Annotated in this window: 22 protein-coding genes and 1 pseudogene; 12 read left to right on the top strand and 11 right to left on the bottom strand. The window is 74.0% G+C overall.

Annotation, left to right across the window (positions count from 1 at the left end):
• Window positions 1-60 precede the first annotated feature (60 nt).
• From QBL21_RS19785 to QBL21_RS19760, 6 genes are read right to left on the bottom strand one after another with little or no spacing between them, the layout of a single operon-like run.
• On the bottom strand, window positions 61-1,518 hold the full coding sequence (locus QBL21_RS19785) for a lactate utilization protein B (RefSeq protein ID WP_407566481.1): 1,458 nt from the start codon (window positions 1,516-1,518) through the stop codon (window positions 61-63).
• A 32-nt stretch (window positions 1,519-1,550) separates the two neighbouring features.
• Window positions 1,551-2,267, bottom strand: a complete 717-nt coding sequence (locus QBL21_RS19780; RefSeq protein ID WP_407563554.1) for a (Fe-S)-binding protein — start codon at window positions 2,265-2,267, stop codon at window positions 1,551-1,553.
• A complete protein-coding gene (locus tag QBL21_RS19775; RefSeq protein WP_407563553.1) occupies window positions 2,246-3,778 on the bottom strand; it encodes a rhamnulokinase family protein in 1,533 nt (510 codons plus the stop codon). Before QBL21_RS19775 ends, QBL21_RS19780 begins: the two co-directional genes overlap by 22 nt.
• Entirely contained in the window at window positions 3,775-5,856 is a 2,082-nt protein-coding gene (locus tag QBL21_RS19770) for a bifunctional aldolase/short-chain dehydrogenase (RefSeq protein WP_407563552.1), read from the bottom strand. Before QBL21_RS19770 ends, QBL21_RS19775 begins: the two co-directional genes overlap by 4 nt.
• The gene (rhaI, locus tag QBL21_RS19765; protein WP_407563551.1) at window positions 5,844-7,001 is read right to left on the bottom strand and encodes an L-rhamnose isomerase; all 1,158 of its coding nucleotides are present in this window, start codon (window positions 6,999-7,001) and stop codon (window positions 5,844-5,846) included. Before rhaI ends, QBL21_RS19770 begins: the two co-directional genes overlap by 13 nt.
• 44 nt (window positions 7,002-7,045) lie before the next feature.
• Window positions 7,046-10,240 carry an alpha-L-rhamnosidase gene (locus QBL21_RS19760; protein WP_407563550.1) on the bottom strand — a complete coding sequence of 1,065 codons (3,195 nt, stop codon included), beginning with the start codon at window positions 10,238-10,240 and terminating at the stop codon, window positions 7,046-7,048.
• Window positions 10,241-10,447: 207 nt separating this feature from the next.
• Here QBL21_RS19760 and QBL21_RS19755 point away from each other — a divergent pair, with 207 nt between their 5' ends.
• From QBL21_RS19755 to QBL21_RS19720, 8 genes are all read left to right on the top strand, one after another.
• Window positions 10,448-11,956, top strand: a complete 1,509-nt coding sequence (locus tag QBL21_RS19755) for a sugar ABC transporter ATP-binding protein (RefSeq protein WP_407563549.1) — start codon at window positions 10,448-10,450, stop codon at window positions 11,954-11,956.
• Entirely contained in the window at window positions 11,953-12,993 is a 1,041-nt protein-coding gene (locus QBL21_RS19750) for an ABC transporter permease (protein WP_407563548.1), read from the top strand. The genes QBL21_RS19755 and QBL21_RS19750 overlap by 4 nt, the downstream gene beginning before the upstream one ends.
• Window positions 12,990-13,973 carry an ABC transporter permease gene (locus tag QBL21_RS19745; RefSeq protein WP_407563547.1) on the top strand — a complete coding sequence of 328 codons (984 nt, stop codon included), beginning with the start codon at window positions 12,990-12,992 and terminating at the stop codon, window positions 13,971-13,973. The genes QBL21_RS19750 and QBL21_RS19745 overlap by 4 nt, the downstream gene beginning before the upstream one ends.
• 69 nt (window positions 13,974-14,042) lie before the next feature.
• Window positions 14,043-15,116 carry a rhamnose ABC transporter substrate-binding protein gene (gene rhaS / locus QBL21_RS19740; RefSeq protein ID WP_407563546.1) on the top strand — a complete coding sequence of 358 codons (1,074 nt, stop codon included), beginning with the start codon at window positions 14,043-14,045 and terminating at the stop codon, window positions 15,114-15,116.
• A gap of 14 nt (window positions 15,117-15,130) precedes the next feature.
• Window positions 15,131-15,451 carry an L-rhamnose mutarotase gene (locus QBL21_RS19735; protein WP_407566480.1) on the top strand — a complete coding sequence of 107 codons (321 nt, stop codon included), beginning with the start codon at window positions 15,131-15,133 and terminating at the stop codon, window positions 15,449-15,451.
• Between the two features lie 10 nt (window positions 15,452-15,461).
• Window positions 15,462-16,925, top strand: a complete 1,464-nt coding sequence (locus tag QBL21_RS19730) for a BNR repeat-containing protein (protein WP_407563545.1) — start codon at window positions 15,462-15,464, stop codon at window positions 16,923-16,925.
• 22 nt (window positions 16,926-16,947) lie between these two features.
• Window positions 16,948-18,393, top strand: coding sequence for an arabinose isomerase (locus tag QBL21_RS19725; protein ID WP_407563544.1), 1,446 nt, complete (start codon window positions 16,948-16,950; stop codon window positions 18,391-18,393).
• A gap of 76 nt (window positions 18,394-18,469) precedes the next feature.
• Complete coding sequence (locus QBL21_RS19720) at window positions 18,470-19,483, top strand: LacI family DNA-binding transcriptional regulator (protein ID WP_407566479.1); 1,014 nt, start codon at window positions 18,470-18,472, stop codon at window positions 19,481-19,483.
• Here the strand turns inward: QBL21_RS19720 and QBL21_RS19715 are convergent.
• Entirely contained in the window at window positions 19,467-20,609 is a 1,143-nt protein-coding gene (locus QBL21_RS19715; RefSeq protein ID WP_407563543.1) for an FAD-dependent oxidoreductase, read from the bottom strand. The two genes, QBL21_RS19720 and QBL21_RS19715, sit on opposite strands and share 17 nt — an antisense overlap.
• A 55-nt stretch (window positions 20,610-20,664) precedes the next feature.
• On the opposite strand from QBL21_RS19715, the gene QBL21_RS19710 reads away from it, so the two are divergent.
• Window positions 20,665-21,087: a secondary thiamine-phosphate synthase enzyme YjbQ gene (locus QBL21_RS19710; protein ID WP_407563542.1), complete on the top strand. Its 423-nt coding sequence runs from the start codon at window positions 20,665-20,667 to the stop codon at window positions 21,085-21,087.
• Between the two features lie 286 nt (window positions 21,088-21,373).
• Window positions 21,374-21,664, top strand: a pseudogene (locus QBL21_RS19705) (DUF6851 domain-containing protein); the annotation flags it as partial.
• 5 nt (window positions 21,665-21,669) lie between these two features.
• Here the strand turns inward: QBL21_RS19705 and QBL21_RS19700 are convergent.
• Window positions 21,670-21,801, bottom strand: a complete 132-nt coding sequence (locus tag QBL21_RS19700) for a hypothetical protein (protein ID WP_407563541.1) — start codon at window positions 21,799-21,801, stop codon at window positions 21,670-21,672.
• Between the two features lie 320 nt (window positions 21,802-22,121).
• On the opposite strand from QBL21_RS19700, the gene QBL21_RS19695 reads away from it, so the two are divergent.
• Window positions 22,122-22,589 (top strand): hypothetical protein, encoded by a 468-nt coding sequence (locus QBL21_RS19695; RefSeq protein ID WP_407563540.1) that lies wholly within the window; start codon window positions 22,122-22,124, stop codon window positions 22,587-22,589.
• A gap of 141 nt (window positions 22,590-22,730) precedes the next feature.
• Here QBL21_RS19695 and QBL21_RS19690 read toward each other — a convergent pair whose 3' ends face one another.
• Together QBL21_RS19690 and QBL21_RS19685 are read right to left on the bottom strand one after the other, a co-directional pair.
• A complete protein-coding gene (locus tag QBL21_RS19690; RefSeq protein ID WP_407563539.1) occupies window positions 22,731-23,426 on the bottom strand; it encodes an HAD family hydrolase in 696 nt (231 codons plus the stop codon).
• A gap of 66 nt (window positions 23,427-23,492) precedes the next feature.
• Window positions 23,493-24,476: a right-handed parallel beta-helix repeat-containing protein gene (locus QBL21_RS19685; RefSeq protein ID WP_407563538.1), complete on the bottom strand. Its 984-nt coding sequence runs from the start codon at window positions 24,474-24,476 to the stop codon at window positions 23,493-23,495.
• A gap of 218 nt (window positions 24,477-24,694) precedes the next feature.
• On the opposite strand from QBL21_RS19685, the gene QBL21_RS19680 reads away from it, so the two are divergent.
• Entirely contained in the window at window positions 24,695-25,735 is a 1,041-nt protein-coding gene (locus QBL21_RS19680; RefSeq protein WP_407563537.1) for a lactonase family protein, read from the top strand.
• A gap of 114 nt (window positions 25,736-25,849) precedes the next feature.
• Here QBL21_RS19680 and QBL21_RS19675 read toward each other — a convergent pair whose 3' ends face one another.
• Complete coding sequence (locus tag QBL21_RS19675) at window positions 25,850-26,755, bottom strand: hypothetical protein (RefSeq protein ID WP_407563536.1); 906 nt, start codon at window positions 26,753-26,755, stop codon at window positions 25,850-25,852.
• Window positions 26,756-26,829 lie beyond the last annotated feature (74 nt).

The following is a 26,829-nucleotide window of genomic DNA, read 5'->3' as shown; positions in this document are numbered from 1 at the left end:
ACTCCTCACGGTCTGCCCCTCACGGTCTGCCCCCGCGCGAGCGGACCCGCCCGGGCCCTCTCACGCGCCGGCTCCGCGGGTGCGCTTCCACCATGCGCGGAACGACTCCTTCGGCACCGGCGGCAGGTCGCGCGTCGCCGACCACGCCTTCCCCGGGCCCGGCAGCCGGCGCGGGTGCAGCCGCCGGGTGCCGGTCGTGGCGCGCAGCGCGGCGCCGTAGGCGCGCGGGTGGTCCATCGTCCAGCGCGCCGCGCGCATCGCCGCCCGCTCCGCGGCGTGTCCCTTCGCCGGCCTGATCACGGCCTTCGTGCCGCGCACCGTGTACGTGCCGCCCTCCGCGACCCGCGTGCGCAGGTGCACCAGCACCTCGGGGATGTCGATCGCGACCGGACACACCTCGTAGCAGGCCCCGCACAGCGTCGAGGCGTACGGCAGGGAGGCGTCCAGCGCGCTCGCCGTGCCGCGGAGCTGGGGGGTGAGGATGGCGCCGATCGGGCCGGGGTAGGCGGAGCCGTACGCGTGCCCGCCGGCGCGCTCGTAGACCGGGCAGACGTTGAGACACGCCGAGCATCTGATGCACCGCAGCGCCTGGCGTCCCACCTGGTCGGACAGCGTGTCGGTGCGTCCGTTGTCCAGCAGGACGAGGTGGAAGTCGCGGGGGCCGTCGCCCTCGGCGGGGCCGGTCCAGGTGCTGGTGTACGGGTTCATCCGCTCGGCGGTGGAGGAGCGCGGCAGCAGTTGGAGGAAGACTTCCAGGTCCCGCCAGGTCGGCACCACCTTCTCGATGCCGACGACGGAGATCAGCGTCTCCGGCAGCGTCAGGCACATCCGGCCGTTGCCCTCGGACTCCAGCACCACCAGCGTGCCGGACTCGGCGACCATGAAGTTCGCGCCGGAGATCCCGACCCTGGCGCCGAGGAACTTCTCCCTCAGGTGCAGCCGCGCCGCCTCGGCCAGTTCGGCGGGCCGGTCGCCGAGCCCGGCGGGCGCGGGGCGGCCCCAGTCGCCCATCCGGTCGCGGAAGATGTCGCGGATCTCGCCGCGGTTCTTGTGGATGGCGGGGACCAGGATGTGCGACGGCAGATCGTCGCCGAGCTGCACGATCAGCTCGGCGAGGTCCGTCTCGTACGCCCGGATCCCGGCCGCCGCCAGCGCCTCGTTGAGCCCGATCTCCTGCGTGGCCATTGACTTGACCTTGACGACCTCGTCGGCGCCGGTCTCCCGGACCAGCCGGGTGACGATCGCGTTGGCCTCCGCGGCGTCCACGGCCCAGTGCACGTGACCGCCCGCGGCGGTCACCGCCGCCTCCAACTGCTCCAGATAGCGGTCCAGGTGGCGCAGCGTGTCGTCCTTGACGGCGGCGCCCGCGGCGCGCAGCCGGTCCCAGTCGGGGAGTTCGGCGACGGCCGCCGCGCGCTTGGCGCGGATGGTGTGCGTCGCGTGGGTGAGGTTGCCGCGCAGGGTGGCGTCGGCGGTGGCCGCGGCGGCGGCCTTCGGGAACGTCGCCGGGCGGGGCATGCCCAGGAACGTACGCCCTTCGTGGGCCTCGGTCACCAGACGTCCCCTTCCGTGCTCGCCAGGATCTCCGCGATGTGCACCGGCCGGACCGGCGAGCCGCGGCGCGCGAGCGTGCCGCCGATGTGCATCAGGCAGGAGTTGTCCGCCGCGCAGACCGCCTGTGCGCCCGACTCCTCCACGTGCCGCGCCTTGTCGGCGCCCGTCGCCGCCGAGACCGCCGGGTTCTTCAGCGCGAACGTGCCGCCGAACCCGCAGCACTCCTCCGCGCCGTCCAGCTCGCGCAGCGTCAGCCCCTTCACCCGGGCCAGCAGTTGCCGCGGCCGGTCGCCGAGGCCCAGCACCCGCAGGCCGTGACAGGTCGGATGATAGGTGACCGTGTGCGGGTAGTACGCGCCGACGTCGGTGACGTCGAGGACGTCGGTGAGGAACTCGGTCAGCTCGTACGTGCGCGGGGCGACGGCGGCCGCGGCGGGCTCGTCGAGGCGGCGGTAGTTGTCGCGGATCATCGCCGCGCACGAGCCGGACGGCGCCACCACGTACTCGTAGCCCTCGAAGACGTGCGCGAAGCGGCGCGCGAGCGGCTTGGTCTCGCGCCGGTAGCCGGTGTTGAACTGGGCCTGTCCGCAGCACGACTGCGCGAGCGGGAAGTCGACCGTCACCCCCAGCCGCTCCAGCAGGGCCACGACGGCCCGCCCGGTGCGCGGGTAGAGCGTGTCGTTGACACACGTCACGAAGAGCGCAACGCGCATTCTGCTTCCTCCCACGCCGATCCGCCGCCGCCGGGTTCATACTCCCTCAGCGACTGCGTTCTGTGAAGCAGAGATCGGAGGTCTGAAAGGGTTCCGTCGATCGCACCGGCCGCCCGCGCCTGGACGAGGACGTTGCCGAGCGCCGCCGCCTCCACCGGTCCGGCCACCACCGGCAGCCCGCAGGCCTCCGCCGTCAGCCGGCACAGCAGCCCGTTGCGGGCGCCGCCGCCGACGACGTGCACCACGCGCACCGTACGGCCCGAGAGGCGCTGCGCGTCGGCCACCGCGCGGCGGTGCGCCAGGGCGAGGGAGTCCAGCACGCAGCGCACGGTCTCCGCCGCGGACCGCGGCACCGGCCGCCCCGCCCGGCGGCACGCCGCCGCGATCCGCTGCGGCATCCGGCCGGGGGCGAGGAACGCCGGGTCGCCGGCGTCCACGTACGAGCGCAGCGGGGGCGCCGCCGCGGCCCCGGCCAGCAGCGCGTCCAGCTCGTAGCTGTGCCCCTCGGACTCCCAGGTGCGCAGGCACTCCTGGAGCAGCCACAGGCCCATGATGTTGCGGAGGTAGCGCACGGTGCCGTCCACGCCCAGCTCGTTGGTGAAGTTGGCGGCGCGGCTCTCCTCGGTGAGCACCGGAGCCGGCAGCTCGACGCCGGCCAGCGACCAGGTGCCGGTGGCGATGTACGCGAAGTCCGCGTCCCGCGCCGGCACGCCGACGACCGCCGAGGCGGTGTCGTGCGAGCCGACCGCGGTCACCGGCACCGGACCGGTCAGGCCCGTCTCCTCCAGCACCGCGGGCAGCAGCTCGCCCGCCGGGTCGCCGGGGTGGCGCAGCGGCGGGAAGAGCCCGAGGTCGACGCCCGCGGCCTCGGCGACGCGGCGGGAGAAGGCGCCCGTGCGCGGGTCGACGAGCGCGGTGGTGGAGGCGTTGGTCAGCTCGGTGCCGGCCTCGCCGGTCAGCCAGTACGCGACGAGGTCGGGGACGAGCAGCAGTTGCCGGGCCGCTGCCAGCGCCGGGGTGCCGCGGGCGGCGAGGAGCTGGTAGACGGTGTTGAACGGCAGGTGCTGAAGGCCCGTCGCCCGGTACAGCTCGTCCGCAGGCAGCACCGCGGCCAGCTTCGCCGCCATGCCCTCGGTGCGCGTGTCGCGGTAGTGCACCGGGTTGCCGATCAGCGCGCCGGAGGCGTCGAGCAGCCCGTAGTCGACCGCCCAGGAGTCGACGCCGACGCCGGCGAGCCGGCCCCCCGACCGCCGGCCCGCGGCGCGCAGCCCGTCCAGCACGCCGGCGTACAGCGCGAGCACGTCCCAGTGGAGCGTGCCGGCCAGCCGCACGGGCCGGTTGGGGAAGCGGTGCACCTCCTCGATGTGCAGCTCCCCGCCGCCGGCGCGGCCGAGCATCACGCGCCCGCTGGCGGCGCCGAGGTCGACGGCCGCGAACGGCAGCGAGTCCCCGCCGCCGCCCGTTCCGCCCTCCGTTCCGCCCGCTGCCGACGGCCCGTACGACCCGCTCACCGCAGGAACGCGGCGGCCACACCCGCGTCCACGGGGATGTGCAGCCCGGTCGTGTGGCTCAGCTCGCCGGCCGTCAGCGCGAACACCGCGTTCGCCACGTGCTCCGGCAGCACCTCCCGCTTCAGCAGCGTGCGCTGGGCGTAGAACTCGCCGAGCTTCTCCTCCGGCACCCCGTACACCGCGGCCCGCTTGGCGCCCCAGCCGCCGGCGAAGATGCCCGAGCCGCGCACGACGCCGTCGGGGTTGATGCCGTTGACCCGTACGCCCAGCTCGCCCAGCTCGGCGGCCAGCAGCCGCACCTGGTGCGCCTGGTCGGCCTTGGCGGCCCCGTACGCGATGTTGTTGGGCCCGGCGAACACACCGTTCTTCGAGGCGATGTAGACGATGTCGCCGCCCATGCCCTGCGCGGACAGCACCCGCGCGGCCTCGCGGGAGACGAGGAAGGAGCCGCGCGCCATGATGGCGTGCTGGGTGTCCCAGTCCGCCGCCGTGGTCTCCGCCAGCGGCTTGGAGACCGAGATCCCGGCGTTGTTGACGACGAGGTCGACGCCGCCGAAGGCGAGGACCGCGGCCCGGAAGGCCGCCGCGATCTGCTCCTCCTCGGTGACGTCCACCGCCACCGCCACCGCCCGGTCGGGGCCGCCCAGTTCGGCGGCGACCGCCTCGGCGCCCGAGGCGTCCCGGTCGGCGGCGACGACGCACGCGCCCTCCGCGGCCAGCCGCCGGGCGATGGCCCGCCCGATGCCGGAGCCCGCGCCGGTGACCAGCGCCACCCGGGTCGCCAGCGGCTTCGGCGGCGGCATCCGGCGCAGCTTGGCCTCCTCCAGCTCCCAGTACTCGATGCGGAACTTCTCCGCCTCGTCGATCGGGGCGTAGGAGGAGACGGCCTCGGCGCCGCGCATCACGTTGATCGCGTTGACGTAGAACTCGCCCGCCACCCGCGCGGTCTGCTTGTCCTTGCCGAAGCTGAACATTCCGACGCCGGGCACGAGGACGATCGCCGGGTCGGCACCGCGCATGGGCGGCGAGTCGGGGGCGGCGTGCCGCTCGTAGTAGGCGCGGTAGTCCTCGCGGTACGCGGCGTGCAGCTCCCCGAGACGGGCGACCGCCTCCTCGGGCGGCGCGCCCGGCGGCAGGTCCAGCACCAGCGGGCGGACCTTGGTGCGCAGGAAGTGGTCGGGGCATGAGGTGCCGAGGGCGGCCAGCCGCGGGTGGGCCTCGCGGGCCAGGAAGTCCAGCACCGCGTCGGAGTCGGTGAAGTGGCCGACCTGCGGCCGGTCGGTGGAGGCGAGCCCGCGGATCAGCGGCGCCAGCGCGGCGGCCCGCTCCCGGCGTTCGCCGGCGGGCAGCGGGCCGTAGCCCTCGACGAGCGGGCCGAACGGCTCCGGCCGCCCGTGTTCGGCGAGGAACCGCTCGGCGGTGCGGATGATCTCCAGCGAGTTGCGCTCGCACTCCTCCGAGTCCGCGCCCCACGCCGTGATGCCGTGGCCGCCGAGCACCACCCCGATCGCCCCCGGGTGCGCCTCGTGCACGGCGGCGATGTCCAGGCCCAGTTGGAAGCCGGGCCGCCGCCACGGCACCCACACCACCCGTTCGCCGAAGCACCGCCGGGTCAGCTTTTCGCCGTCCGCGGCGCAGGCCAGGGCGATGCCGGAGTCGGGGTGGAGGTGGTCGACGTGCGGGGCGCGGACCAGGCCGTGCATGGCGGTGTCGATGGAGGGCGACGTGCCCTCTCCCCCCGGGAGCCATCCCCGTCCGTGCAGGCAGTAGTCGAACGCGGCCACCATCTCGTCCTCGCGGTCCACGCCCGGGTACGTCCCGGCCAGCGCCCGCAGCCGGTCCAGCCGCAGCACCGCCAGACCCGCGGCCGTGAGCGTGCCGAGGTCGCCGCCGGAGCCCTTGACCCACATCAGCTCCACGTCGCCCCCGGTCACCGGGTCCGTCGCCGCGCCCTTCGCGGAGGCGTTGCCGCCGGCGAAGTTGGTGTTGCGCGGGTCCGCGCCCAGCCGGTGCGCCCGCTCCAGCAGGGCGCCCACCGGGTCGTACGCGCCGTCCGGCACCCCGCTCACGCGCCCCACCCGGCCTGCGTGCCGCCGACCCGCTCCGCGACGATCCGCTCGGCCCACCCCGAGCGCCGGTAGGCGGCCATCGGGTCCGGGTCGAGCCCCATCTCCTCGCGCACCTCGGCCAGCAGCGGCCGCACGTCGGTGTTGTAGGCGTCCATCAGCACGGCGTTGGCGCCCAGCACGTCGCCCTCGCGCTGCGCCGCGGCCAGCGCCTCGCGGTCGACCAGCAGCGCCTTGGCCGTGGCCTCCTGGACGTTCATCACCGAGCGGATGATCGCGGGGATCTTCGGCTCGATGTTGTGGCACTGGTCGAGCATGAACGCCACGTCGCGGCCGAACCCCCCGCCGCGTACGACCTCGTACATGAGGCGGAAGAGCTGGAACGGGTCGGCCGCGCCGACCATCAGGTCGTCGTCGGCGTAGAAGCGGGAGTTGAAGTCGAAGCCGCCGAGCTTCCCCTCCCGCAGCAGCACCGCGACGATGAACTCGATGTTGGTGCCCGGCGCGTGGTGCCCGGTGTCCACCACCACCTGCGCCCGGTCGCCCAGGCGCAGGCAGTGCGCGTACGCCGTGCCCCAGTCCGGCACGTCCATGTGGTAGAACGCCGGCTCGAAGAGCTTGTACTCCAGCAGCATCCGCTGCCCCTCGCCCAGCCGCTCGTACACCGCGCCCAGCGCCTCGGCCAGCCGGTCCTGGCGCTCGCGGATGTCGTCCTGGCCGGGGTAGTTGGTGCCGTCGGAGAACCAGAGCTTCAGGTCCCGCGAGCCGGTGGCGTCCATGATGTCGACGCACTCCATCAGGTGCGCCAGCGCCTTGCGCCGCACCGCCGGGTCCGGGTGGGTGACCGAGCCCAGCTTGTAGTCGTCGTCCTGGAAGACGTTGGCGTTGATCGCGCCGAGCCGCAGCCCCCGCTCCTTCGCGTACGCCGCCAGCGCCGCGTAGCCCTCGGCGCCCTCCACCCGGTCCCAGGGGATGTGCAGCGCCACGGACGGCGCCACGCCGGTGTGCTCGTGCACCCGGGCGGCGTCGTCCAGCTTCTCCTGGGGTGTGCGCGGCACCCCCGGCTGCGCGAAGACCTTGAAGCGTGTGCCGGAATTGCCGTACGCCCAGGAGGGTGTCTCGACTGCCTGGGACTTGAGTGCCGCTTTCACGGTCATCGCGAAGCCTTTCCGCGCGGGGTGTCGCCGTCGTGTGGGGTGGGCTAGTTGGTGAAGCGGTGCGTGCCCGCGTCCGCGGCGAAGACGGCGCAGCCGTCCTCCGTCCGCAGGAAGCGGGCGCGGCCGTGGGAGACGTCCGCCGCTGACCGGGCCGGGACCCAGACCTCGGCGGTGGTGTTGAACGGGAGCGTCACGTCCAGCCGCAGCCGGCCGTCGCGCTCCCGCCAGTCGGTGGTGACCGGGCCGTAGAGCGTCGCGAGCCGGCCGGTGGCCCGGTCGACCTCGCCGCCGGGGCGAGGGCGGATCAGCAGCTTGCGGAAGCCGGGCTCGGCGGGTGCGATGCCCGTGATGTGGCGGTACATCCACTCCCCGACGCAGCCGTAGGCGTAGTGGTTGAAGGAGTTCATGCCCGCGTCCTGGAAGGAGCCGTCGGGCTTGATGGAGTCCCAGCGCTCCCACATCGTGGTGGCGCCGTTGGCGATCTGGTAGCCCCAGCCGGGGAACGTGTCCTGGTGCAGCAGCCGGTAGGCGACGTCGTGGTGGCCGGTGGCGGTCAGCACGGGCAGCAGGCGGGGGGTGCCGAGGAAGCCGGTGGACAGGTGCCAGTCGCGGGCCGCGACGAGCGCGACGAGGCGGTCGGCGGCGGGCCCCCGGGCGTCCTCGGGCAGCAGGTCCATGGACAGGGCCAGGACGTACGCGGTCTGCGTGTCGCCCTTGATGCGGGCGCCGCCCTGGGACACGTACGCGGCCGTGAACGCCTCGCGTACGGCGCCGAAGAGCGTGTCGTACGGGGCCGGGTCGCGGCCCAGGACGCGGGCGATGCGGGCGACGAGGTCGGCGCTGTGCGCGAAGTAGGCGGTGCCGATGACGTCCTTGGGGGTCTCGTCCTGGGTGTTGAGCCAGTCGCCGTAGCCCTCGGCGGGGCGCAGATGGCCGCTGCTGTTGCGCTTGAGGTACTCCAGCCACTCCAGCATCGAGGACCACGACTGCTCCAGCACCCGGGTGTCGCCGTACGCCTGGTACAGCGCCCACGGCACCGTGGTGCCCGCGTCGCCCCACCCGGCGACGCCCTTGCCGACCGGCCCGACCCACGGGGCGACGTCGGGGTACGCGCCGTCGTCGTCCTGGTCGTCGCGCAGGTCGTACAGCCACTTGGTGAGGAAGCGCGCGGACTCCATCGTGTACGCCGCGGTGGGCGCGAAGACGTTGATGTCGCCGGTCCAGCCGAGGCGTTCGTCGCGGGCGGGGGTGTCGGTGGGCACGGACAGGAAGTTGCCGCGCTGCCCCCAGGTGATGTTGGAGTGCAGCTTGTTGAGCGTCGCCACGTTGGTCTCGAAGTCCATGGTGAACGGCGCGGCGGTGTGCATCACCCGGCCGGTGACCGCGTTCTTCGGCGGCCTGCCGGGGTAGCCGGTGACCTCGACGTAGCGGAAGCCGTGGAAGGTGAACCTCGGCTCGTAGACCTCGCCGTCGCTCGCGCCGCGCAGGGTGTACGTGTCGGTGGCGCGGGCGGTGCGCAGGTTGGCGGTGTACAGGGTGCCGTCGGGGTTGAGCACCTCGGCGTGGCGCAGGGTGACGACGGTGCCGGCCTTGCCCTTCACCCGCAGCCGGACGGCGCCGACCATGTTCTGGCCGAGGTCGAAGACGAACACCCCGGGCGCGGGCTCGGTGACCTTCCGCGCGGGCAGTTCGCTGACCACCCGGGTGGGCCCGTCGACCTGCGCGACGACCGCGGTGCCGCCGGCGTCCGCGGCCTCGGCCGGCCGCCAGCCGGAGTCGTCGAAGCCGGGTGCGGTCCAGCCGGGGGTCTCCAGCCGGGCGTCGTGGTCCTCGCCGGCCATCAGGTCCGCGGCGGTCACGGGGCCGCCGCTGCCGCGCCAGCCGGTGTCCGACAGCACCCGCTCGACGCTGCCGTCGGCGTACGTGACCTCCAACTGCGCGAGCAGCGCGGGGCGTTCGCCGTAGTGGTGCGGGCCGAACCAGCCGAGGTTGCCCGCGTACCAGCCGGCGGCCAGGTCGACGCCGATGGCGTTGGCGCCGGGGCGCAGCAGACCGGTGACGTCGTACGTCTGGTACTGCACCCGCTTGTGGTAGTCGGTCCAGCCGGGCGCGAGGACGTCCTCGCCGACGCGGCGGCCGTTGAGGTGCGCCTCGTACAGCCCGAGGGCCGTGGCGTACAGCCGCGCGCGGGCGATCTTCCGCTTCGGCAGCCGGAACTCGTGCCGCAACTGCGCGGCGGGCAGCGAGACGGGCACGGCGACCTCGCCCCACGGCCCGCCGCCCCAGGGGGCGAGGACCTTGGCGGCGGCCCAGCCGGAGTCGTCGAAGTCCGGCGCGGTCCAGCCGGCGGCGGGCTCGGCGTCGGCGGACTTCCAGGCGCCGTCGGTGACGAGGGTCGTCACGCCGTCGGCGGTGGTGAGTTCGAGGGCGCCGAGCAGCCCGGCGGGGCCGACGGCGCCGTTGGTGGCGGAGACGGCGACCACGGCGGTGCCGGCGGTGCCGGCGGTGAGCAGTCCGGTGACGTCCACGACGTCGGGGCGGTTCCAGGCGGTGCCGGCGGCGACCTCGGTGCCGTCGACGTACGTGGTGTGGTTGTCGTCGGCGGCCACCGCCAGCCGGGCCCGGGTGACGCCCGCGGGGATGTCGAGGCGGGCGCGGAACCACCTGGTCTCCGCGGGGGCGCTGGAGGCCGGGTCGCCCTCGGGGAACCAGATCCACGAGGCGCCGGTGATGTCGGGTGCGTCGGTCGGCAGGTCGGGCGCGGCGATCCAGCTCGCGGCCCACTCCTCGCCGCGCAGCCCCGTCTCCCACCAGGAGGGCTCGCTCCAGCCGGAGGCCGTGCCGTCCTGGTCCCAGACGCGCACGCTGAAGTGGTAGCGGGTACGCGGCCGCAGCTCAGGTCCGCCGTACGGCACGAGGACGGAGTCGGCGGAGTCGACCTTGCCGCTGTCCCACACGTCGGGGTCGTCCAGCCGGTCCGGGGCGGTGGCCACGCGGACCTGGTACGCGCTCTGCATCCCGCCCGGCACGTCCGTCTCCACCGGCCAGCTCAGCCGGGGCCGGTCGGTGTCGAGACCGAGCGGGCGGCCGACGTACTCCACGGTCGGCCGGGTCACCTCGGCCTCCCGGACCGCATCGCTCCCGGCGACCGTGGCAGCGCGGGCGGCGGGTGCGGCGCCGGTGGCGGCGGCGGTACCCAGGGCGGTGGCGGTGCCGAGGAGTGAACGTCTGCTGATCACGGGGTCCTCCGGGGGACGGCGCGAGCATGAATCGTTTCAGATCACGAAGTTAGGTAGGTGTCGAGGGGGTGTCAAGAGGCCGCGGAGAACTTGAAAATGCCCGGAAACTTTCCATGTCCGAACCATTGACGGGCCTGTTGGGGGAGGTCTAGCTTCCGTGAAAACTCATTGAAACCTTTCATGATGCCGACCGCAACGGTGCTGACCATGACAGAAGTGCCCGTCCTGGCCGCGCGCGGCCTGAGCAAGTCCTTCGGGGCCGTACGCGCCCTTCGGGACGTCTCCCTCACGCTGCACGCCGGCGAGGCGCACGCCCTCGCCGGCGAGAACGGCGCGGGGAAGTCCACCCTCATCAAGATCCTCGCCGGAGTCCACCGCCCCGACGCCGGCCAACTGCTCCTCGACGACGCCCCGGTGGCCTTCCACGGCCCGGCCGACGCCCGCGACGCGGGCATCGCCGTGATCTACCAGGAACCCACGCTCTTCCCCGACCTGTCCATCGCCGAGAACATCTTCATGGGCCGCCAGCCCCGCCGCACGCTGCGCCGCATCGACCGCGCCTCGGTCGACGACGCCACCGCCGCGCTGATGCGCCGCCTCGGCGTCGACCTCGATCCCGACCGCCCGGCGCGCGGGCTGTCCATCGCCGACCAGCAGATCGTGGAGATCGCCAAGGCGCTGTCGTTCGACGCCCGCGTCCTGATCATGGACGAGCCCACGGCCGCGCTCACCGGCAGCGAGACCGCCCGCCTCTTCGCCGTCGTCGAGGCGCTGCGCGCCGAGGGCGCCGCCGTGCTGTTCATCTCCCACCGGCTGGAGGAGATCTTCCGGCTCTGCCGGCGCGTCACCACGCTGCGCGACGGCCGCTGGATCGCCACCGACGACACCGCGGCCCTCGGCGAGGACGACCTCGTCCGCCGCATGGTCGGCCGCGACCTGGACGAGCTGTACCCCAAGCAGGACGCGGAGCTGGGCGAGACCGCGCTGTCGGTCCGGCGTCTCACCCGCGAAGGCGTCTTCCACGACGTCTCCTTCGACGTCCGCCGCGGCGAGATCGTCGCGCTCGCCGGCCTCGTCGGCGCCGGCCGCAGCGAGGTCGTCCAGGCCGTCTTCGGCGTCGACACCCCCGACGCCGGCGAGGTGCACGTGGCCGGCCGTCCGCTGCGCCGCGGCTCGCCGACCGCCGCGATGGACGCGGGCGTCGCCCTCGTCCCCGAGGACCGGCGCCAGCGCGGCCTGGTCATGGAGATGTCCATCGAACGAAACATCGGCCTCACCGGTCTCGGCCGCCTCGGCTCCGCCGGCCTCGTCAAGCGGGCGCTGGAGCGCGGCCGGGCCGCCGACTGGGCCGCGCGGCTGCGGCTGAAGTACGGGCGGCTCACCGACGACGTCGGCGTGCTCTCCGGCGGCAACCAGCAGAAGGTCGTCCTCGCCAAGTGGCTGGCCACCGAACCCTCGGTGCTCATCGTGGACGAGCCGACCCGCGGCATCGACGTCGGCACCAAGGCCGAGGTGCACCGGCTGCTCTCCGAACTGGCCGCCGGGGGCCTGGCCGTCCTCATGGTCTCCTCCGACCTGCCCGAGGTCCTCGGCATGGCCGACCGCGTGCTCGTCATGCACGAGGGCCGCCTCGTCGCCGAGATCCCCCGGGCCGAGGCCACCGAGGAGTCGGTGATGACGGCCGCGACCGGCCGCGGCGCCAAGGAGGCGGCATGAGCGCGACCGCACAGAAGACCGGGCCCGCCCCCGCCGACGGCGCCGAGCGCTCCGCCCGCTCGCTGGTCGACACCGTCTTCCGCGCCCGCGAACTGTCCATCGGCGGCGCGCTCGTCCTGCTGATCCTGTGCACCTGGATCGCCAACCCGAGCTTCCTGGACGACCAGGGCGTCGAGGACCTGCTCCTCAACTCCTCGATCCTGGTGCTGCTCGCCGTCGGCCAGTCCGTCGTCGTCATCACCCGCAACATCGACCTGTCCGTCGGCTCCGTCGTCGGCCTGACCGCCTTCGCCTGCGGCGACTTCGTCTCCGGCACCGACCACAGCGCGTTCGTCGTCGTCGTGCTCGGCATCGCGCTGGGCACCGCCTGCGGCCTGGTCAGCGGGCTGCTGGTGAGCTTCGGCAAGGTGCCCGCGCTGGTCGTGACCCTCGGCATGCTCTACGTCATCCAGGGGCTGGACTACTGGTGGGCCGGCGGCGAGCAGATCAACGCCGCCAACCTCCCCGACGACGTCCTCTCCCTCGGCACCGGCAGCGTCCTGGGCATCCCGTACCTGCCGCTCATCACCGCGGCCGTCCTCGCCAGCACCGCGTACTACCTGCGCGCCTACACCGGTGGCCGGGAGCTGTACGCCATCGGCTCCAACCCCGAGGCCGCCAGGCTCGCCGGCATCCCCATCCGCCGCCGCGTGCTCGGCGCCTACGCCTTCTCCGGCGCGATCGCCGGCTTCGCCGGCGCGCTGTGGCTGGCCCGCTTCGGCACCGTCGTCGCGGACGCCGCCAACGGCTGGGAGCTGACCGTCGTCAGCGCCGTCGTCGTCGGCGGCGTCGCCATCACCGGCGGGGTCGGCTCGGTGTGGGGCGCCGCGCTCGGCGCCGCGCTGCTCACCACCATCGGCAGCGCGCTGGTCGTGCTCAAGGTCAGCTCCTTCTGGCAGCAGGCCATCACGGGCGTGCTGCTGCTCGCCGCCATCACCACCGACCGCATCGTGCAGCGGCGCACCACCAGCGCGCTGCGGAAGAGGAGGCGGCAGTGAAGTCGCTCGGCACCTACCTGCGGTGGGACACCGCCGTCGGCATCCTGCTGATCGCGGTGTTCCTGGCCGGCACCTCCTCCACCGACGGCTTCGCCGCCACCGGCAACATGTCCGCCGCGCTCAACGACACCGCCGAGATCGCCCTCATCGCGCTGCCGATGACCCTGCTCGTCGTCGCCGGCCAGGTCGACCTGTCCGTCGCCTCCATGCTCGGCCTGTCCAGCGCGCTCGCCGGCGCCCTGTGGGACGCCGGGTACGCCTTCGAGCTGATCGTGCCCGTGTGCCTGCTCGCCGGCGCGGCCGGCGGGCTGCTCAACGGCTGGCTCGTCACCCGCGTCGGGCTGCCGCCGCTGGCCGTCACCATCGGCACCCTCACCCTCTACCGCGGCCTGGCCTCGGTGGTCCTCGGCGACAAGGCCGTCGCGGGCTTCCCCGACACCTACTCGAAGTGGGCCTCCTCCACCGAGACCGTGCCGGGCACCTTCGTGCCGTACCCCATCGCGCTCTTCGCGGTGCTCGCCGTGCTCGCCGCCGTGCTGCTGCACATGACCGGCTTCGGCCGCTCGCTGTACGCCATCGGCGCCCAGGAGGACGCCGCGTGGTTCGCCGGCATCCGCGTCAAACGCATCAAGCTCGCGCTGTTCGTCGTCTCCGGCCTGATGGCGTCCTTCGCCGGCATCGTCTACACGCTGCGCTACGGCAGCGCCCGCGCCGACAACGGCCTCGGCCTCGAACTCGTCGTCATCGCCTCCGTCCTCCTCGGCGGCGTCGACTTCAACGGCGGCAAGGGCACCCTCGGCGGCGCCGTCGCCGGCGTGCTCCTCATCGGCCTGCTCAACAACCTGCTCACCCTCAACGACGTGGCGAACGAGATCCGCGTGATCGTCACCGGGCTGCTGCTCATCGCCTCCGTCCTCGCCCCGCGCGCCCTCGCCGCGCACGCGGAGCGCCGCAACCGCCGCCTCGCGGCGGCCCCGTGACCCATGGCACCGACCCCGTCCGACCCAGCTCCGCGGACTCGCGGAACGGAACGCGAAAGGTTCACCCGCATGCGTAACAAGAGCCGCACCCTCGCCGCGACGGCCGCGCTGTGCGCCCTCACCCTGGCGGTCGGCGCCTGCTCCGGCACCACCAAGGACGACGCGGAGAACGACGCCAAGGAGCAGGCGTCGGACGCCACCGCGAACCCGGACGCGCCGCTGAAGAAGGGCCTGAAGATCGCCTTCCTGCCCAAGCAGATCAACAACCCGTACGAGCAGATCGTCGACGAGGCGGGCATCGAGGCGAGCGCGGAGTTCGACGCCGAGGCCAAGGAGGTCGGGCCCTCCGACGCCAAGGCGTCCTCGCAGGTCTCGTACATCAACACCCTCGTCCAGCAGCGCCAGGACGCCATCCTCATCGCCGCCAACGACCCCAACGCGGTCTGCGGCCCGCTGAAGACGGCCATGCAGCAGGACATCAAGGTCGTCGCCTACGACTCCGACACCGCCAAGGACTGCCGCCAGCTCTTCATCAACCAGGCCAGCTCCGAGGAGATCGGCCGCAGCCAGGTGCGGCGCATCGCCGAACAGCTCGACCACAAGGGCCAGATCGCCATCCTGTCGGCGACGCAGAACGCCACGAACCAGAACACCTGGATCGACTTCATGAAGGACGAGCTGAAGAAGCCCGAGTACAAGGACATGGAGCTGGTCAAGGTCGCCTACGGCGACGACGACGACCAGAAGTCCTTCCAGGAGACCCAGGGCCTGCTCAAGGCGTACCCCGACCTGAAGGGCATCATCTCGCCCACCACCGTCGGCATCGCCGCCGCCGCCCGCTACATCAGCGCCTCCGACTACAAGGGCGACGTCGTCCTCAACGGCCTCGGCACGCCGAACCAGATGCGCAAGTTCATCAAGGACGGCACCGTCGAGGAGTTCTCCCTCTGGGACCCCAAGGACCTCGGCTACCTCGGCGCCTACGCCGCCGCCGCGCTGGCCTCCGGCCAGATCACCGGCAAGGAGGGCGAGACGTTCGAGGCCGGCCGGCTCGGCGAGTACACCGTCGGCAAGGACGGCGAGGTCATCCTCGGCCCGCCGACCGTCTTCGACGAGAAGAACATCGACGAGTACGACTTCTGATGGCCGCCGCCGCGCTGCGCCGCGTCTGCTTCCTGCTGAAGGTACGCGCCGACCGGCTGGCGGAGTACCGCGAGCGGCACGCGGCCGTCTGGCCGGACATGCTCGCCGCGCTCTCCGCCGCCGGCTGGCACAACTACTCGCTCTTCCTGCGCGACGACGGCCTCCTCGTCGGCTATCTGGAGACGGAGGACTTCGCCGCCGCGCAGGCCGCGATGGCCGCGAGCGACGTCAACGCGCGCTGGCAGGCCGAGATGGCCCCGTTCTTCGAGGCGCTCGACGGCGCCGCGCCGGATGAGGCCGTACGCCCCCTGACAGAGGTCTTCCACCTCGACTGAGGACCCCCACATGACACTGTTCGCCCGCACCCTCGTGAAGCCCGCGCTGCTCGCCGCCGCCCTGCTGCTGACGGTGCCCGCGCTCCCGGCCGCCGCGGGCCCCGGCCCCGCCGCGGCGCCGGGTCCGCGGCCGGCTCCGGGCCCGTCGCTGACCCGGATCGCCGACACCGAACTCGACCCCAGGGCGGTCTTCTTCGTCTCGTTCGACGGCCTGGTCAACAACAGCTCCTTCACGAAGAACGGCATCCTCACCCACCGGGGCCACCAGTACGCGGCCTGGTACACCGCCGACCGCAGCGCCGTCGTCGCCCGCCGCGCGCCCGGCGAACGGCAGTGGCGGACCGTCACGCTGGACCACCGCCTGAAGTACGACGACTCCCACAACGTCATCTCCCTCGGCGTCTCCGCCGCCGACGGCAGGCTGCATGTCAACATGGACTCGCACTCCGACGGCTTCTTCTACCTCAAGTCCGAGCCGGGCCTGATGAGCCGGCCCGAGGCGCACGACTGGAGCGCGGACGCCTTCGGGCCCGTACAGACCTCGCTGGACGGGCTCGCGCTCACCGACCGCTTCACCTACCCGCAGTTCGTCGCCACCCCCGCCGGCGGCCTGCTGCTCAGCTACCGCGACGGCGTCTCCGGCAACGGCCGCAACGCGCTGGCCGCGTACGACGGGAAGCGCTGGCGGGAACTCGGCCGGTGGTCCGGCTCCACCGGCACGTACACCACCGCCCACGGCAGCAGCACCGCCCGCAACATGTACCTGCACGGCATCGACTACGGTCCCGACGGCACCCTGCACGCCTTCTACACCTGGCGCGAGCAGAACCCCGCCGTCATGTGCGCCCCGGGCGGCCTCAGCAACCACGACACCGGCTACGCCCGCTCCACCGACGACGGCCGCACCTGGACCAACGCCGCCGGGCAGGTCGTCGGCACCACCGGCGGGTCCGACCTCGTCGCGTTCGACGACCCCGGCACCGTCGCCGACCCGCTGAACGCCGACCACGCGCTGATGAACCAGGAGCACCAGGCCACCGACTCCGCCGGCCGCCCGCACGCGCTCGTCAGCTACGTCCCCGGCCGCTTCGGCCAGTGCTCCACGGACTACGTCGCCGACCGCAAGGCGAACGCCCGCGCCTTCCACATCCACCGCGACGACGCCGGCCGCTGGCACAAGACCGAGATCCCCGTCCCCCTGGAGTCCACCCAGCGCTCCAAGCTGGCCTTCGACCGGCACGACAACGCCTACGCCGTGCTGCCCTACGGCCGGATCGTCGCCGCCTCCGCCGCCTCCGGCTGGACCGACTGGAAGGTCCTCTTCGACGGCGCGGACCTCGACGCCTTCGGCGAGGTGATCCTCGACGAGACCCGGCTCGCCCAGGACGGCGTCCTCTCCTTCATGTACCAGCAGAAGTCCACCGGCACCACGCCCTCGCCGCTGCGCACCGTGGACTTCGCCCTGCCCCGCTAGGCGCGACCGCTAGGAGCCACCCATGACGACCGCACGCACCCCCGCGACCGCCCGCCGGCCCCGCATCGGCCTGGTCGCCGGCGGACTCGGCGCGTACTGGCCGCAGTTCCCCGACCTGCTGCCGCAGCTCAGGCGCTCCGCCGCCCGGGTCGCCGAGCGGATGGCGGGCTTCGACGCCGAGGTGGTCGACGTCGGCTTCATCTCCGACGCGCCCGAGGGCGCCGCCGCCGCGGAGAAGCTGCGCGCCGCGGACTGCGACCTGATCGTCGGCTTCCTCACCACGTACATGACCGCGACGATGCTCGTCCCCGTCGCGCAGCGCAGCGGCGCGCCCGTCCTGCTGATCAACCTCCAGCCCACCGAGGCGATGGACCACGCGAGCTTCGACACCGGGCAGTGGCTCGCCTACTGCGGCGCCTGCCCGCTGCCCGAGATGGCCAACGCCTTCGAGCGCTGCGGCGTCCCCTTCCGCTCCGTCTCCGGCCATCTGGAGGACGAGCGGGCCTGGACGCGGATCGGACGGTGGGTCCGGGCGGCGGGGGTGCGAGCCGTACTGCGCAACGGGCGGCACGGGCTGATGGGCCACCTCTACCCGGGCATGTACGACGTCTCCACCGACCTCACCATGGTCACCGCCAACCTGGGCGGCCACGTCGAGGTGCTGGAGTTCGACGACCTGCGGGTACGGGCCGAGAAGGCCGGAGACGCCGAGGTGGCCGCGAAGCTCGCCGAGACCCGCGAGGTCTTCGACCTCGACGCCACCGTGGACCCCGACGACCTCGCCTGGGCGGCGCGGGTGTCGGTGGGTCTCGACCGCCTCGCCGCCGACTTCGACCTCGACTCGCTCGCGTACTACCACCGCGGGCTCGACGGCGAGACGCACGAGCGGCTGGGCGCCGGCATGATCCTCGGCGCCTCGCTGCTCACGGCCCGCGGCATCCCCGCCGCCGGCGAGTACGAGCTGCGCACCTCGCTGGCCATGCTCGTCGCCGACCGGTTCGGCGCCGGCGGCTCCTTCACCGAGATGCAGGCGCTCAACTTCCGCGACGGCGTGGTGGAGATGGGCCACGACGGGCCCGGGCACCTGGCGATCAGCGAGGGCCGGCCGCTGCTGCGCGGCCTCGGCGTCTACCACGGCAAGCGCGGCTGGGGCGTGTCCGTGGAGTTCGACGTACGGCACGGGCCCGTCACCGCCGTCGGCCTCGGCCAGGCCCGCGACGGCCGCTACCGGCTCATCGCCTCCGCCGGCACCGTCACCCCGGGACCGCTGCTGGCCATCGGCAACACCACCTCCCGCGTCGACTTCGGCCGCGACCCCGGCGAGTGGTGCGACGAGTGGAGCGCGAGCGGCGTCGGCCACCACTGGGCGCTGGCCACCGGCCACCTCCTGCCGGAGCTGCGGGCCCTCGCGGACCTCGCCGGTCTCGACCTGGTGGAGGTCGCTGGGGCAGGCGGACGCCATGCGTAGCATGAGCGACGGGCCGCGGCCGGGGCGCGCCGCGTACGACCGGCTGGACGGCTGAAGGGGAACGCGCGTGGGGCGCATGGTGGGCATCAAGGACGTCGCGCGGCACGCGGGCGTCTCCGTCGGCACCGTGTCGAACGTCATCAACCGGCCCGACAGCGTGGCCGCCGCCACCCGCGAGCGGGTGCAGGCGGCCATCGACCGGCTCGGCTACGTACGCAGCGAGTCGGCGCGGCAACTGCGCGCGGGCCGCAGCCGCATCATCGCGCTGCTCGTGCTCGACATGACGAACCCGTTCTTCGTCGACGTGGCCACCGGCGCCGAGCGCGCCGCGCGGGAGGCGGGCCTCGGCGTGATGCTCTGCAACAGCGCGCAGAGCCCCGCCGAGGAGGCCGAGTACCTGGGCCTCTTCGCCGAGCAGCGGGTGCGCGGCGTGCTCGTCACGCCCGCCGACACCAGCGGGCGCACCCTGGAGTCCTTCGGCCGGCACGGCATCCCGTACGTCTTCGTGGACCGCACCGTCGCCAGCGCCGACGCCTGCTCGGTCTCGCTGGACGACGTCCAGGGCGGCGTGCTCGCCGCCCGCCACCTGATCGGCGCAGGCCACGGCTCCCTGGTCTACGTCAGCGGCCCCATGCAGCTCCCGCAGTGCCAGGACCGCCACACCGGCGCGCTGGCCGCCCTGGCCGAGGAGGGCCTGGGGCCCGAGTCGCTGCTGCACGTCGAGACCGGGCAGATGGACGTCGCCGCCGGCCGCGACGCCGGCGCCCGGCTACTGGGCATGTCGCCGCGCCCGTCGGCGGTGTTCTGCGCCAACGACCTCCTGGCGCTCGGGGTGCTCCAGACGCTCTTCGCGGCCGGCGTCTCGGTGCCGGGCGACATCGCGCTCGTCGGCTACGACGACATCGAGTTCGCCGCCGCGGCGGCCGTGCCGCTGACGTCGGTGCGGCAGCCGGCGCACCGGATGGGCCGGGAGGCGGCGGAACTGCTCATCGAGGAGACGGGGGAGGGCACCGAGCACCACGAGCACCAGCGGATCGTGCTCCAGCCGGAGCTGGTCGTACGCAGCTCCAGCCTCAGGCAGCAGCGCTGACCGCGCCCCGCTCCCCGGGTACGGGCGCGGGGGCAGGCCCGGGGCCGGGGCCGGGCTCGGCGCTCTCGGCGAGCAGCCGGGCCAGCTCGCGGACCGCCGCGCGGCCGGCGCGGTTGGCGCCGATCGTGCTCGCCGACGGGCCGTAGCCGACGAGGTGGATCCGCGGGTCGCGGGCCGCGCGCGTGCCCTCCACGCGGATGCCGCCGCCCGGCTCGCGGAGCTTCAGCGGCGCCAGGTGGTCGACGGCCGCGCGGAACCCCGTGGCCCACAGAATCGCGTCCGCGGCGAAGACCTGACCGTCCGCCCAGGCCACGCCCTCCGGCGTGATCCGCTCGAACATCGGCCGCCGCACCAGCACGCCCTCCGCCCGCGCCGCCCGCATCTCGTCCGTCAGCGGCAGCCCCGTCTCGCCGACCACGCTCTGCGGCGGCAGCCCGGCCCGTACCCGCTCCTCGACCCTGGCGACCACGGCCCGGCCCCAGTCCTCGTCGAACGGGCCCTCCCGCCACACCGGCGGCCTGCGCGTCACCCAGACGGTCTCCGCCGCCGTCCCCGCCAGCTCCAGCAGGTGCTGCGTGCCGGAGGCGCCGCCGCCGACGACCACCACCCGCTGCCCGGCGAACTCCCGCGGACCCCGGTACTGCGCGGTGTGGAGCTGCCGGCCGCGGAACGTCTCCTGGCCCGGGTAGCGCGGCCAGAACGGCCGGTCCCAGGTGCCGGTGGCGTTGACCAGCGCGCGCGCCGACCACGTGCCCGCGTCCGAGTCGACCAGCAGCCGCCCGGCCTCGGGCCCCGAGCCCTCGCGCACCCCGGTCACGTTCACCGGCCGGCGCACCGGCAGCTCGAAGGCGCGCTCGTACGCGGCGAAGTACTCGGCGACGACCTCGGCCGCCGGCCGGGTGTCGTCCGCGGCGTCGGCGGCCAGCGGCATGCCGGGCAGGTCGTGCACGCGGTGCGCCTTGCCGTACGTCAGCGTCGGCCACCGGAACTGCCACGCGCCGCCCGGCCCGGGGGAGTGGTCCAGGACGACGGAGTCCAGGCCCGCGCGGCGCAGGAAGTACGCCGCCGACAGCCCGGCCTGGCCGGCGCCGATCACCACCACCTGCGTCCTCGCGATGCCGCTCATGTGTGCGCCAACGTCCGTGGCGGCGCGGATCTTCCCCATGCGCGATGCTGGCCCCATGACCGACGTCTTCACGACCCACTCGCTCCGGATCACCACCGGCGCCGGAGAGACGGTGCACGACCTCACCGCCGACTGCGACTCCTTCCTGAGGGAGGCGGCCGACGGCCGCGACGGGCTGCTCAACGTCTTCGTCCCGCACGCCACCGCGGGCGTCGCGATCATCGAGACGGGCGCGGGCAGCGACGACGACCTGCTGGCCGCGCTGCACGACCTGCTGCCCGCCGACGACCGCTGGAACCACCGGCACGGCAGCCCCGGCCACGGCCGCGACCACGTGCTGCCCGCGCTGGTGCCGCCGCACGCCACGCTGCCGGTGATCGGCGGCCGGCTGGAGCTGGGCACCTGGCAGTCGGTGGTGCTGGTCGACACCAACAGGGACAACCCGCAGCGCAGCGTGCGGCTGTCGTTCCTCGGCTGAGCGCGGGCCGGCCCGCCGGGGCGTAGCGCGGGGCGGTCAGGGACGTGATCTGGTGCTGATCCACTTCCGGTGGCACCATGCCATCCGTTCACCTGCGCTTCATCTCCCCCCACTGCCGCGTGGCGCACGCCTGTACGCGGCCGTGAAGGAAGGACGCTCCCATGCTGCGACGCAGGGCCTAACGCCGCCGACGCACCGGTCAGGTTCCTGACGTACAACATCTGCGGCAACAGCCCGAACACCGAGGAGTGCTCGGCGACCCGCGAGGTGTGGCGTTTACTCCCGTATCCGCCGCCGCCCCTCAAGCGAGTCCGCCACCAACCGGAACAAGAACATCGCCGCGCTGTACGCCAATTACCGGGTGATCAGGGGCGTCGAGCCGGGCCGGGGGACGGCCTTCCGCGACCTCCTGGTCACCATCGGCCTGGACCCCGACGACGCGTCGGAGAACCCGACCAGCCCCATCGGCATCGGCAACCTGGCGGGCAAGGCGGTCCTGGCCCGTACGGCGCACGACGGCATGAACCAGCTCGGCGACGAGGGCCGCACCTACAACGGCCGCCCGTACGAGGACTACACCGGCTACCGCCCGGTCAACTCCGCGTACGAGCTGACGAACCCGTCGCGCTGGCAGCCGAAGCTCGGCACCCACAACCGCCGCCTCGCCGGGAACGCGGGCGACAAGGGGATCTTCACCGTCCAGTCGTTCGTCACCCCGCAGCAGCGCCTGGTCCGGGCCCACACCTTCCGGGACCCGGGCCGCTTCGGGCTCGCGCCGCCCGAGTTCAGCGACCACACCCGGCCGCGGGACTACAAGCGCTCGGTGGACGAGATCCTCCGGGCGTCGGCCGCGCTGACCGACGAGCAGAAGGTGAAGGCCGAGATCTTCGACAACAAGTTCCTCGGCGTCGGTATCTCCGTGGGCGCCGCGGCGCAGGCCCACGGCGACCTGGACCTGGACGACCTGGTCCACCTGCTCTTCGGCAGCACCGTCGCGATCTACGACTCGCCCGTCGCGATCTGGCTACAAGGCCGTGTACGACGCCGTCCGGCCGTTCAGCGCCGTCCGGCACGTCTACGGCAGCCGCCGCGTCACCGCCTGGGGCGGCGCGGGCAAGGGCACGGTGCACGACATGCCGGGCGACGAGTGGACGGGCTACCTCAACGTGGGCGACCACCCCGAGTACCCCTCCGGATCCGGGTGCGTCTGCGCCGCCCAGGCGCAGGCGACGCGGCGCTTCTTCGACGACGACGTGCTGGACTGGACGTTCCGGGCCCCGGCCGGCTCGACGGTGGTCGAACCGGGACTCACCCCCGGCACCGACCTCGCGCTGCACTGGGACACCTGGACGGACTTCGTCAGGGACTGCGCGTACAGCCGGACGTGGGGCGGCGTGCACTTCGCGAAGACGGCGGAGAGGTCCATCCCGTTCGGCGAGCAGTTCGGGGACCTGGCGTACGAGTTCGTGCAGCGGCACGTCAGGGGTGAGGTACGGGACTGACGCGGGGAGCGCGGGGCGGTGCGGATCCACGCACCGCCCCGCGTACGCCTGCCGCCAGCGCGGCGGGGCGCGCGGCCCGGCCGGTCACGCCCGCCCGTCACGCCCCGCCCTGTCCGTCGCGGCCCGGTGGACGGCCGCCCGTCACGCCGCGCCCGTCACCCACGCGAACGCCCGCTCCGCCGAGAACTCCCGCTGCCCGCCCCGGAACACCAGCCCCGCGCCCGCGCCGACCGCCGCCTCGGCCTCGTCCGCCTGCTCCGGCAGATACGGCACCGCCACACACCGCATGCCCGCCCGGCGCGCGGCCTCCCACCCCGGCGGCGCATCCTCCACCACCGCGCAGTCTTCGGGACGTACGCCCAGCCGCCGGGCCGCCTCCAGGAACACGTCCGGCTCCGGCTTGCCCCGCGCGACCTCCTCCGCCGAGACCAGGGTGGTGAACAGCCCGTCGAGACCCGCCGCCGGCAGCACCGCCTCGATGGCCGCGCGCGAGGAGCCGGAGGCGACCGCGACCGGGCACCCGGCCGCGGCCAGCAGCTCGGCGAACTCCCGCATCCGCGGGTACGCCTCCGTCGACGCCTTCGCCAGCCGCAGGTACTCGTCGTTCTTCTCCGCCAGCAGCTCCGCCACCGGCGCGGCCAGCCCGTACCGCTCGCGCAGCGTGTGCAGCGTCTCCCGGGTGCCCACGCCCAGGAACCCGGCGTGCTCCTCCCAGGTGAAGCCGGTGACGCCGTGCCGCTGGAGGACACGGCGCCCGGCCTCGTAGTAGTTCGGTTCACTGTCGACGAGGGTGCCGTCGAGGTCGAAGACGACGGCGGTGGGACCGGTGGCGCTCATGCCGCCAAGCATGCCAAGCGCGGGCCGAAGCGGACCGGCGGGGTTCGCGGGGCGGGCGGGGCGGGGTCAGCCGGTGACCGGGATCCCGGGGTTCACCAGCCCGCGCCCGCCGGTGACGGTGTTGCTGCCGGAGACGGTCACGGGGCAGCTCTGCGCGTCGTGGTTGGTGACGTGGATGGCGTACCGGTCGGGGCCCGTCGCGCCGCCGAGGTCGGACCTGTTGCCGCGGAAGACGGCGTTGCAGCCCCAGCCTTCCTGCACCTCGTGGGTCTGGTAGCCGTCGTTGGTCGTGCCGCGGCCGGTGTTCTTCTCCACCAGCACGTCGTTGCCCTTGATGTCGACCCACGAGTCGTCGTAGTTCGCGCCGGTCAGGCCGCTGCCGTCGAAGGTGTTGCCGATGATCCGGGCGCCGGTGGTGCCTTCCTTGATGTCGATGTTCTCGCCGCCGACGCCGGGGCCGATCGTGTTGCCCTCGATCAGGATGCGGTCGCTGCGGTCGCCGGTGCCGCCCGCGCTGCCGACGTAGACGCCCTCGCCCATGCCGCGGCCGTCGTGCCCGGTGTCGTGGATGCGGGAGTCGGTGATCGAGCCGTCGGAGCTGGAGTTGCGGAAGTGCACGCCCTCCATGTCCAGGTCGTGCACGGTCACCGAGGCGATGTGCACGTGGTCGGCGTCGTCGAGCATGATGCCCTTCTGCCCGCCGGTGACGGTGAACCCGTTCAGGTTCCAGTACGAGGCGCCGTCCAGGTGCAGCCCGTAGCCGCCGCCGGTGACCAGCACGGCGGCGGCGGACCCCGTGAGGGTGGCGGGTGCGGAGCCGCTGCCGGAGGCGGTGATGTCGAAGTTGCCGCGGTACGTGCCGTCGGCCAGGCGGACCGTGTCGCCGGGGCCGGCGGCGGCGAGCGCCGCCTCCAGTTCGTCGGCGGTGGCCACGTCGATCACGTCGGCGGCGTCCGCGGGCCGGGCGGCGGCCGCGGTCTGGAGGCCGCCCAGGAGGGCGGCGGCGGACAGCAGGGTGCCGGCGATCCGGGTGCCGTGCGCTCCGTGCATGGTCTGTCTCCTCACGTCCGGTGGTCTTCACGGTGCGCGGCCCCTGCGCGGACAGCATTGTCCTGCACCCGGGCCGTCCGCGGTACGTGGCCTTCGCGCCGCCGCCGCGCGGGCCGTTACGGGCGGCGGTGCCGGCGTGCGGAGTTGGCCGGACGGGCGGGAGATCGTCGGGTAGGGTCGCCCGGACCGGCTCCGGACCTGCTGGAAGGGGAAAGCGCATGGGTGAATCGGTTCTGCGGGCCTGCGTCGGCTCGTTCTCCAGCGGCGGCGGCGCCGGGATCACCGTCGCGGACGTCGACCCCGGCACGGGCGCCCTCACCCCGCGGCACTCGGCCGACGCCGTACGCGACCCCTCCTTCCTCGCCGTCGCCGAGGGCGGCGGCCTGCTGTACGCGGTGAGCGAGACCGAGGGCGGCACGGTGGCCGCGTTCCGGCTCACCGACGACAAGCCCGAGCCCGCCGGCGACCCCGTACCGGTCAGCGGCGACCACCCCACCCACCTCGCGCTCGCCGGCGGCCACGTCGTCACCGCCAACTACGCCTCCGGCAGCTTCAGCACCGTGCCCATCACCCCCGACGGCACCCCCGCGGGACCCGCCGCCCTCCTCCAGCACGAGGGCAGCGGTCCGGTGGCCGAGCGCCAGGAGGGGCCCCACGCCCACCAGGTGGTCCCCGACCCGACCGGTCGCTGGATCCTCGGCGTCGACCTCGGCACCGACTCCGTCCTCGTCTGCGCCCTCGACGCCGACCGCGGCGCCCTGCGGCTGAACCACGAGGTCCCGCTGCGCCCCGGCACCGGCCCGCGCCACCTGGCCTTCCACCCCGAGGGCCACCGCGTCTACGTCGCCTGCGAGCTGGAGCCCGTCGTCACCGTCTGCTCCTGGGACGCCGCCACCGGCACCCTCGAACCGCTCGCCGAGGCCCCCCTGCTGACCGGCGAGCCGGACGAGACGCCGTACGCCTCCGGCATCGCCGTCTCCCCGGACGGCCGCTTCTGCTACACCGCCGTCCGCGGCCCCGACATCGTCGCCACCCTCGCCCTCGACAAGGACGGCGGCGTCCGCGAACTCGTCTCGAACGTCCCCTGCGGCGGCACCTGGCCGCGGGACCTCGCGATCGGCCCGCGCGGCCGGCACCTCTACGTGGCCAACGAGCGCTCCGGTGACGTCACCTGGTTCGAGATCGACGCGGAGGCCGGCACCCCGCGCCGCACCGGCTCGGCCGCGGTGCCGGCGGCGTCGTGCGTCGTGTTCGCCTGAGCCGGGCCCACTCGCGGGCCCGTACCCCCGGCCCGTGACGCGTCGGAGCCGCCGGCGCGCGCCGGCGGCTCCGGAAGCTCCGCGTGGGGCGTACGCCCCGCTGCCGCGTTCACGTCAGCGCATCGGCGACCCGGCGGGCTGCGGCGCGATGCCCAGCGTCGTCGTGTACTGCGTCAGCGCCAGTTGCCCCACGGACGGGTACGGGCCCAGCGGCTCCGCCGCCTCGCACGCCGCCTCCCGCGCCGCGTCGGCCAGCATCTCCGCCGGCAGTTCCGGGCCCAGCGCGAACGGCGCGAGCGCGAGCCGCGAGGAACCCGAGGTCCGCAGCGACTCCGCGACCTTGGCCACCGCGCCCGGCCGGTCCAGCGGCGCCGCCATCACCGGCACCGCCAGCCGCGCCGAGAGCAGCATGCCCGTCACACCCGCCGCCTGCACGGCCTCCTCGCCGCCCACGGCGCCGAGGATGATGCCGTCCGCCGCCGTCGCGACGGTGAACAGCCGCGCGCGGTCCGCGCGGGCGAGACCCGCCTCCGACAGCCGCACGTGCAGCGCCTCGGCGAGCAGCGGATGCGGCCCGAGTACGGCGGTGAGCTCGACCGCCGACCCGCTCGTCGCGATCGCGTCGCGCAGCCGGTCCAGCAGCACCGCGTCGGGGCCCGCCAGCAGCGGCACCACGACGGCCACCGGCACGTCCTCCGCCACCTCCAGCGTCCCGGCCTCGACAAGCGCGGCGCGCTGCGCCGCGGCCTGCGCCAGCACCGCCGTCAGCGGCGGGAACTCCTCGTTCTCGCCCTCGGCGTAGGCGACGCGGCCGTCGAGCCCCGGCAGGTCGGAGCGGGCGATGCTGAGCACCTCCTCCGCCATGCTGCGGATGGCCGCGGAAGGCGGCCCGGGCACGGCCAGGACCAGCGCCGGCGCGCCCTCGGGCGCGCTCGGCCGCTCCGGCTTGCGGTGCCGCCCCGGCTGTCGGCGGGGCATACGTACGGGCAGACCGGCTGCGTGTCCATCGGCAGAGCTCATGGCGCCGCATGTTAACGCGTTGCCGCGATCCGCCACATGCCCGGGGTCGCCATTCGCCCGCGGGCGTGACCAGC

This window comes from Streptomyces sp. 184 (genome assembly GCF_045781775.1).
In the GTDB taxonomy this organism is placed as follows: domain Bacteria; phylum Actinomycetota; class Actinomycetes; order Streptomycetales; family Streptomycetaceae; genus Streptomyces.
The sequence above is the reverse complement of the archived record's forward strand: the minus strand, read 5'-3'. Positions and strand labels throughout refer to the sequence as shown.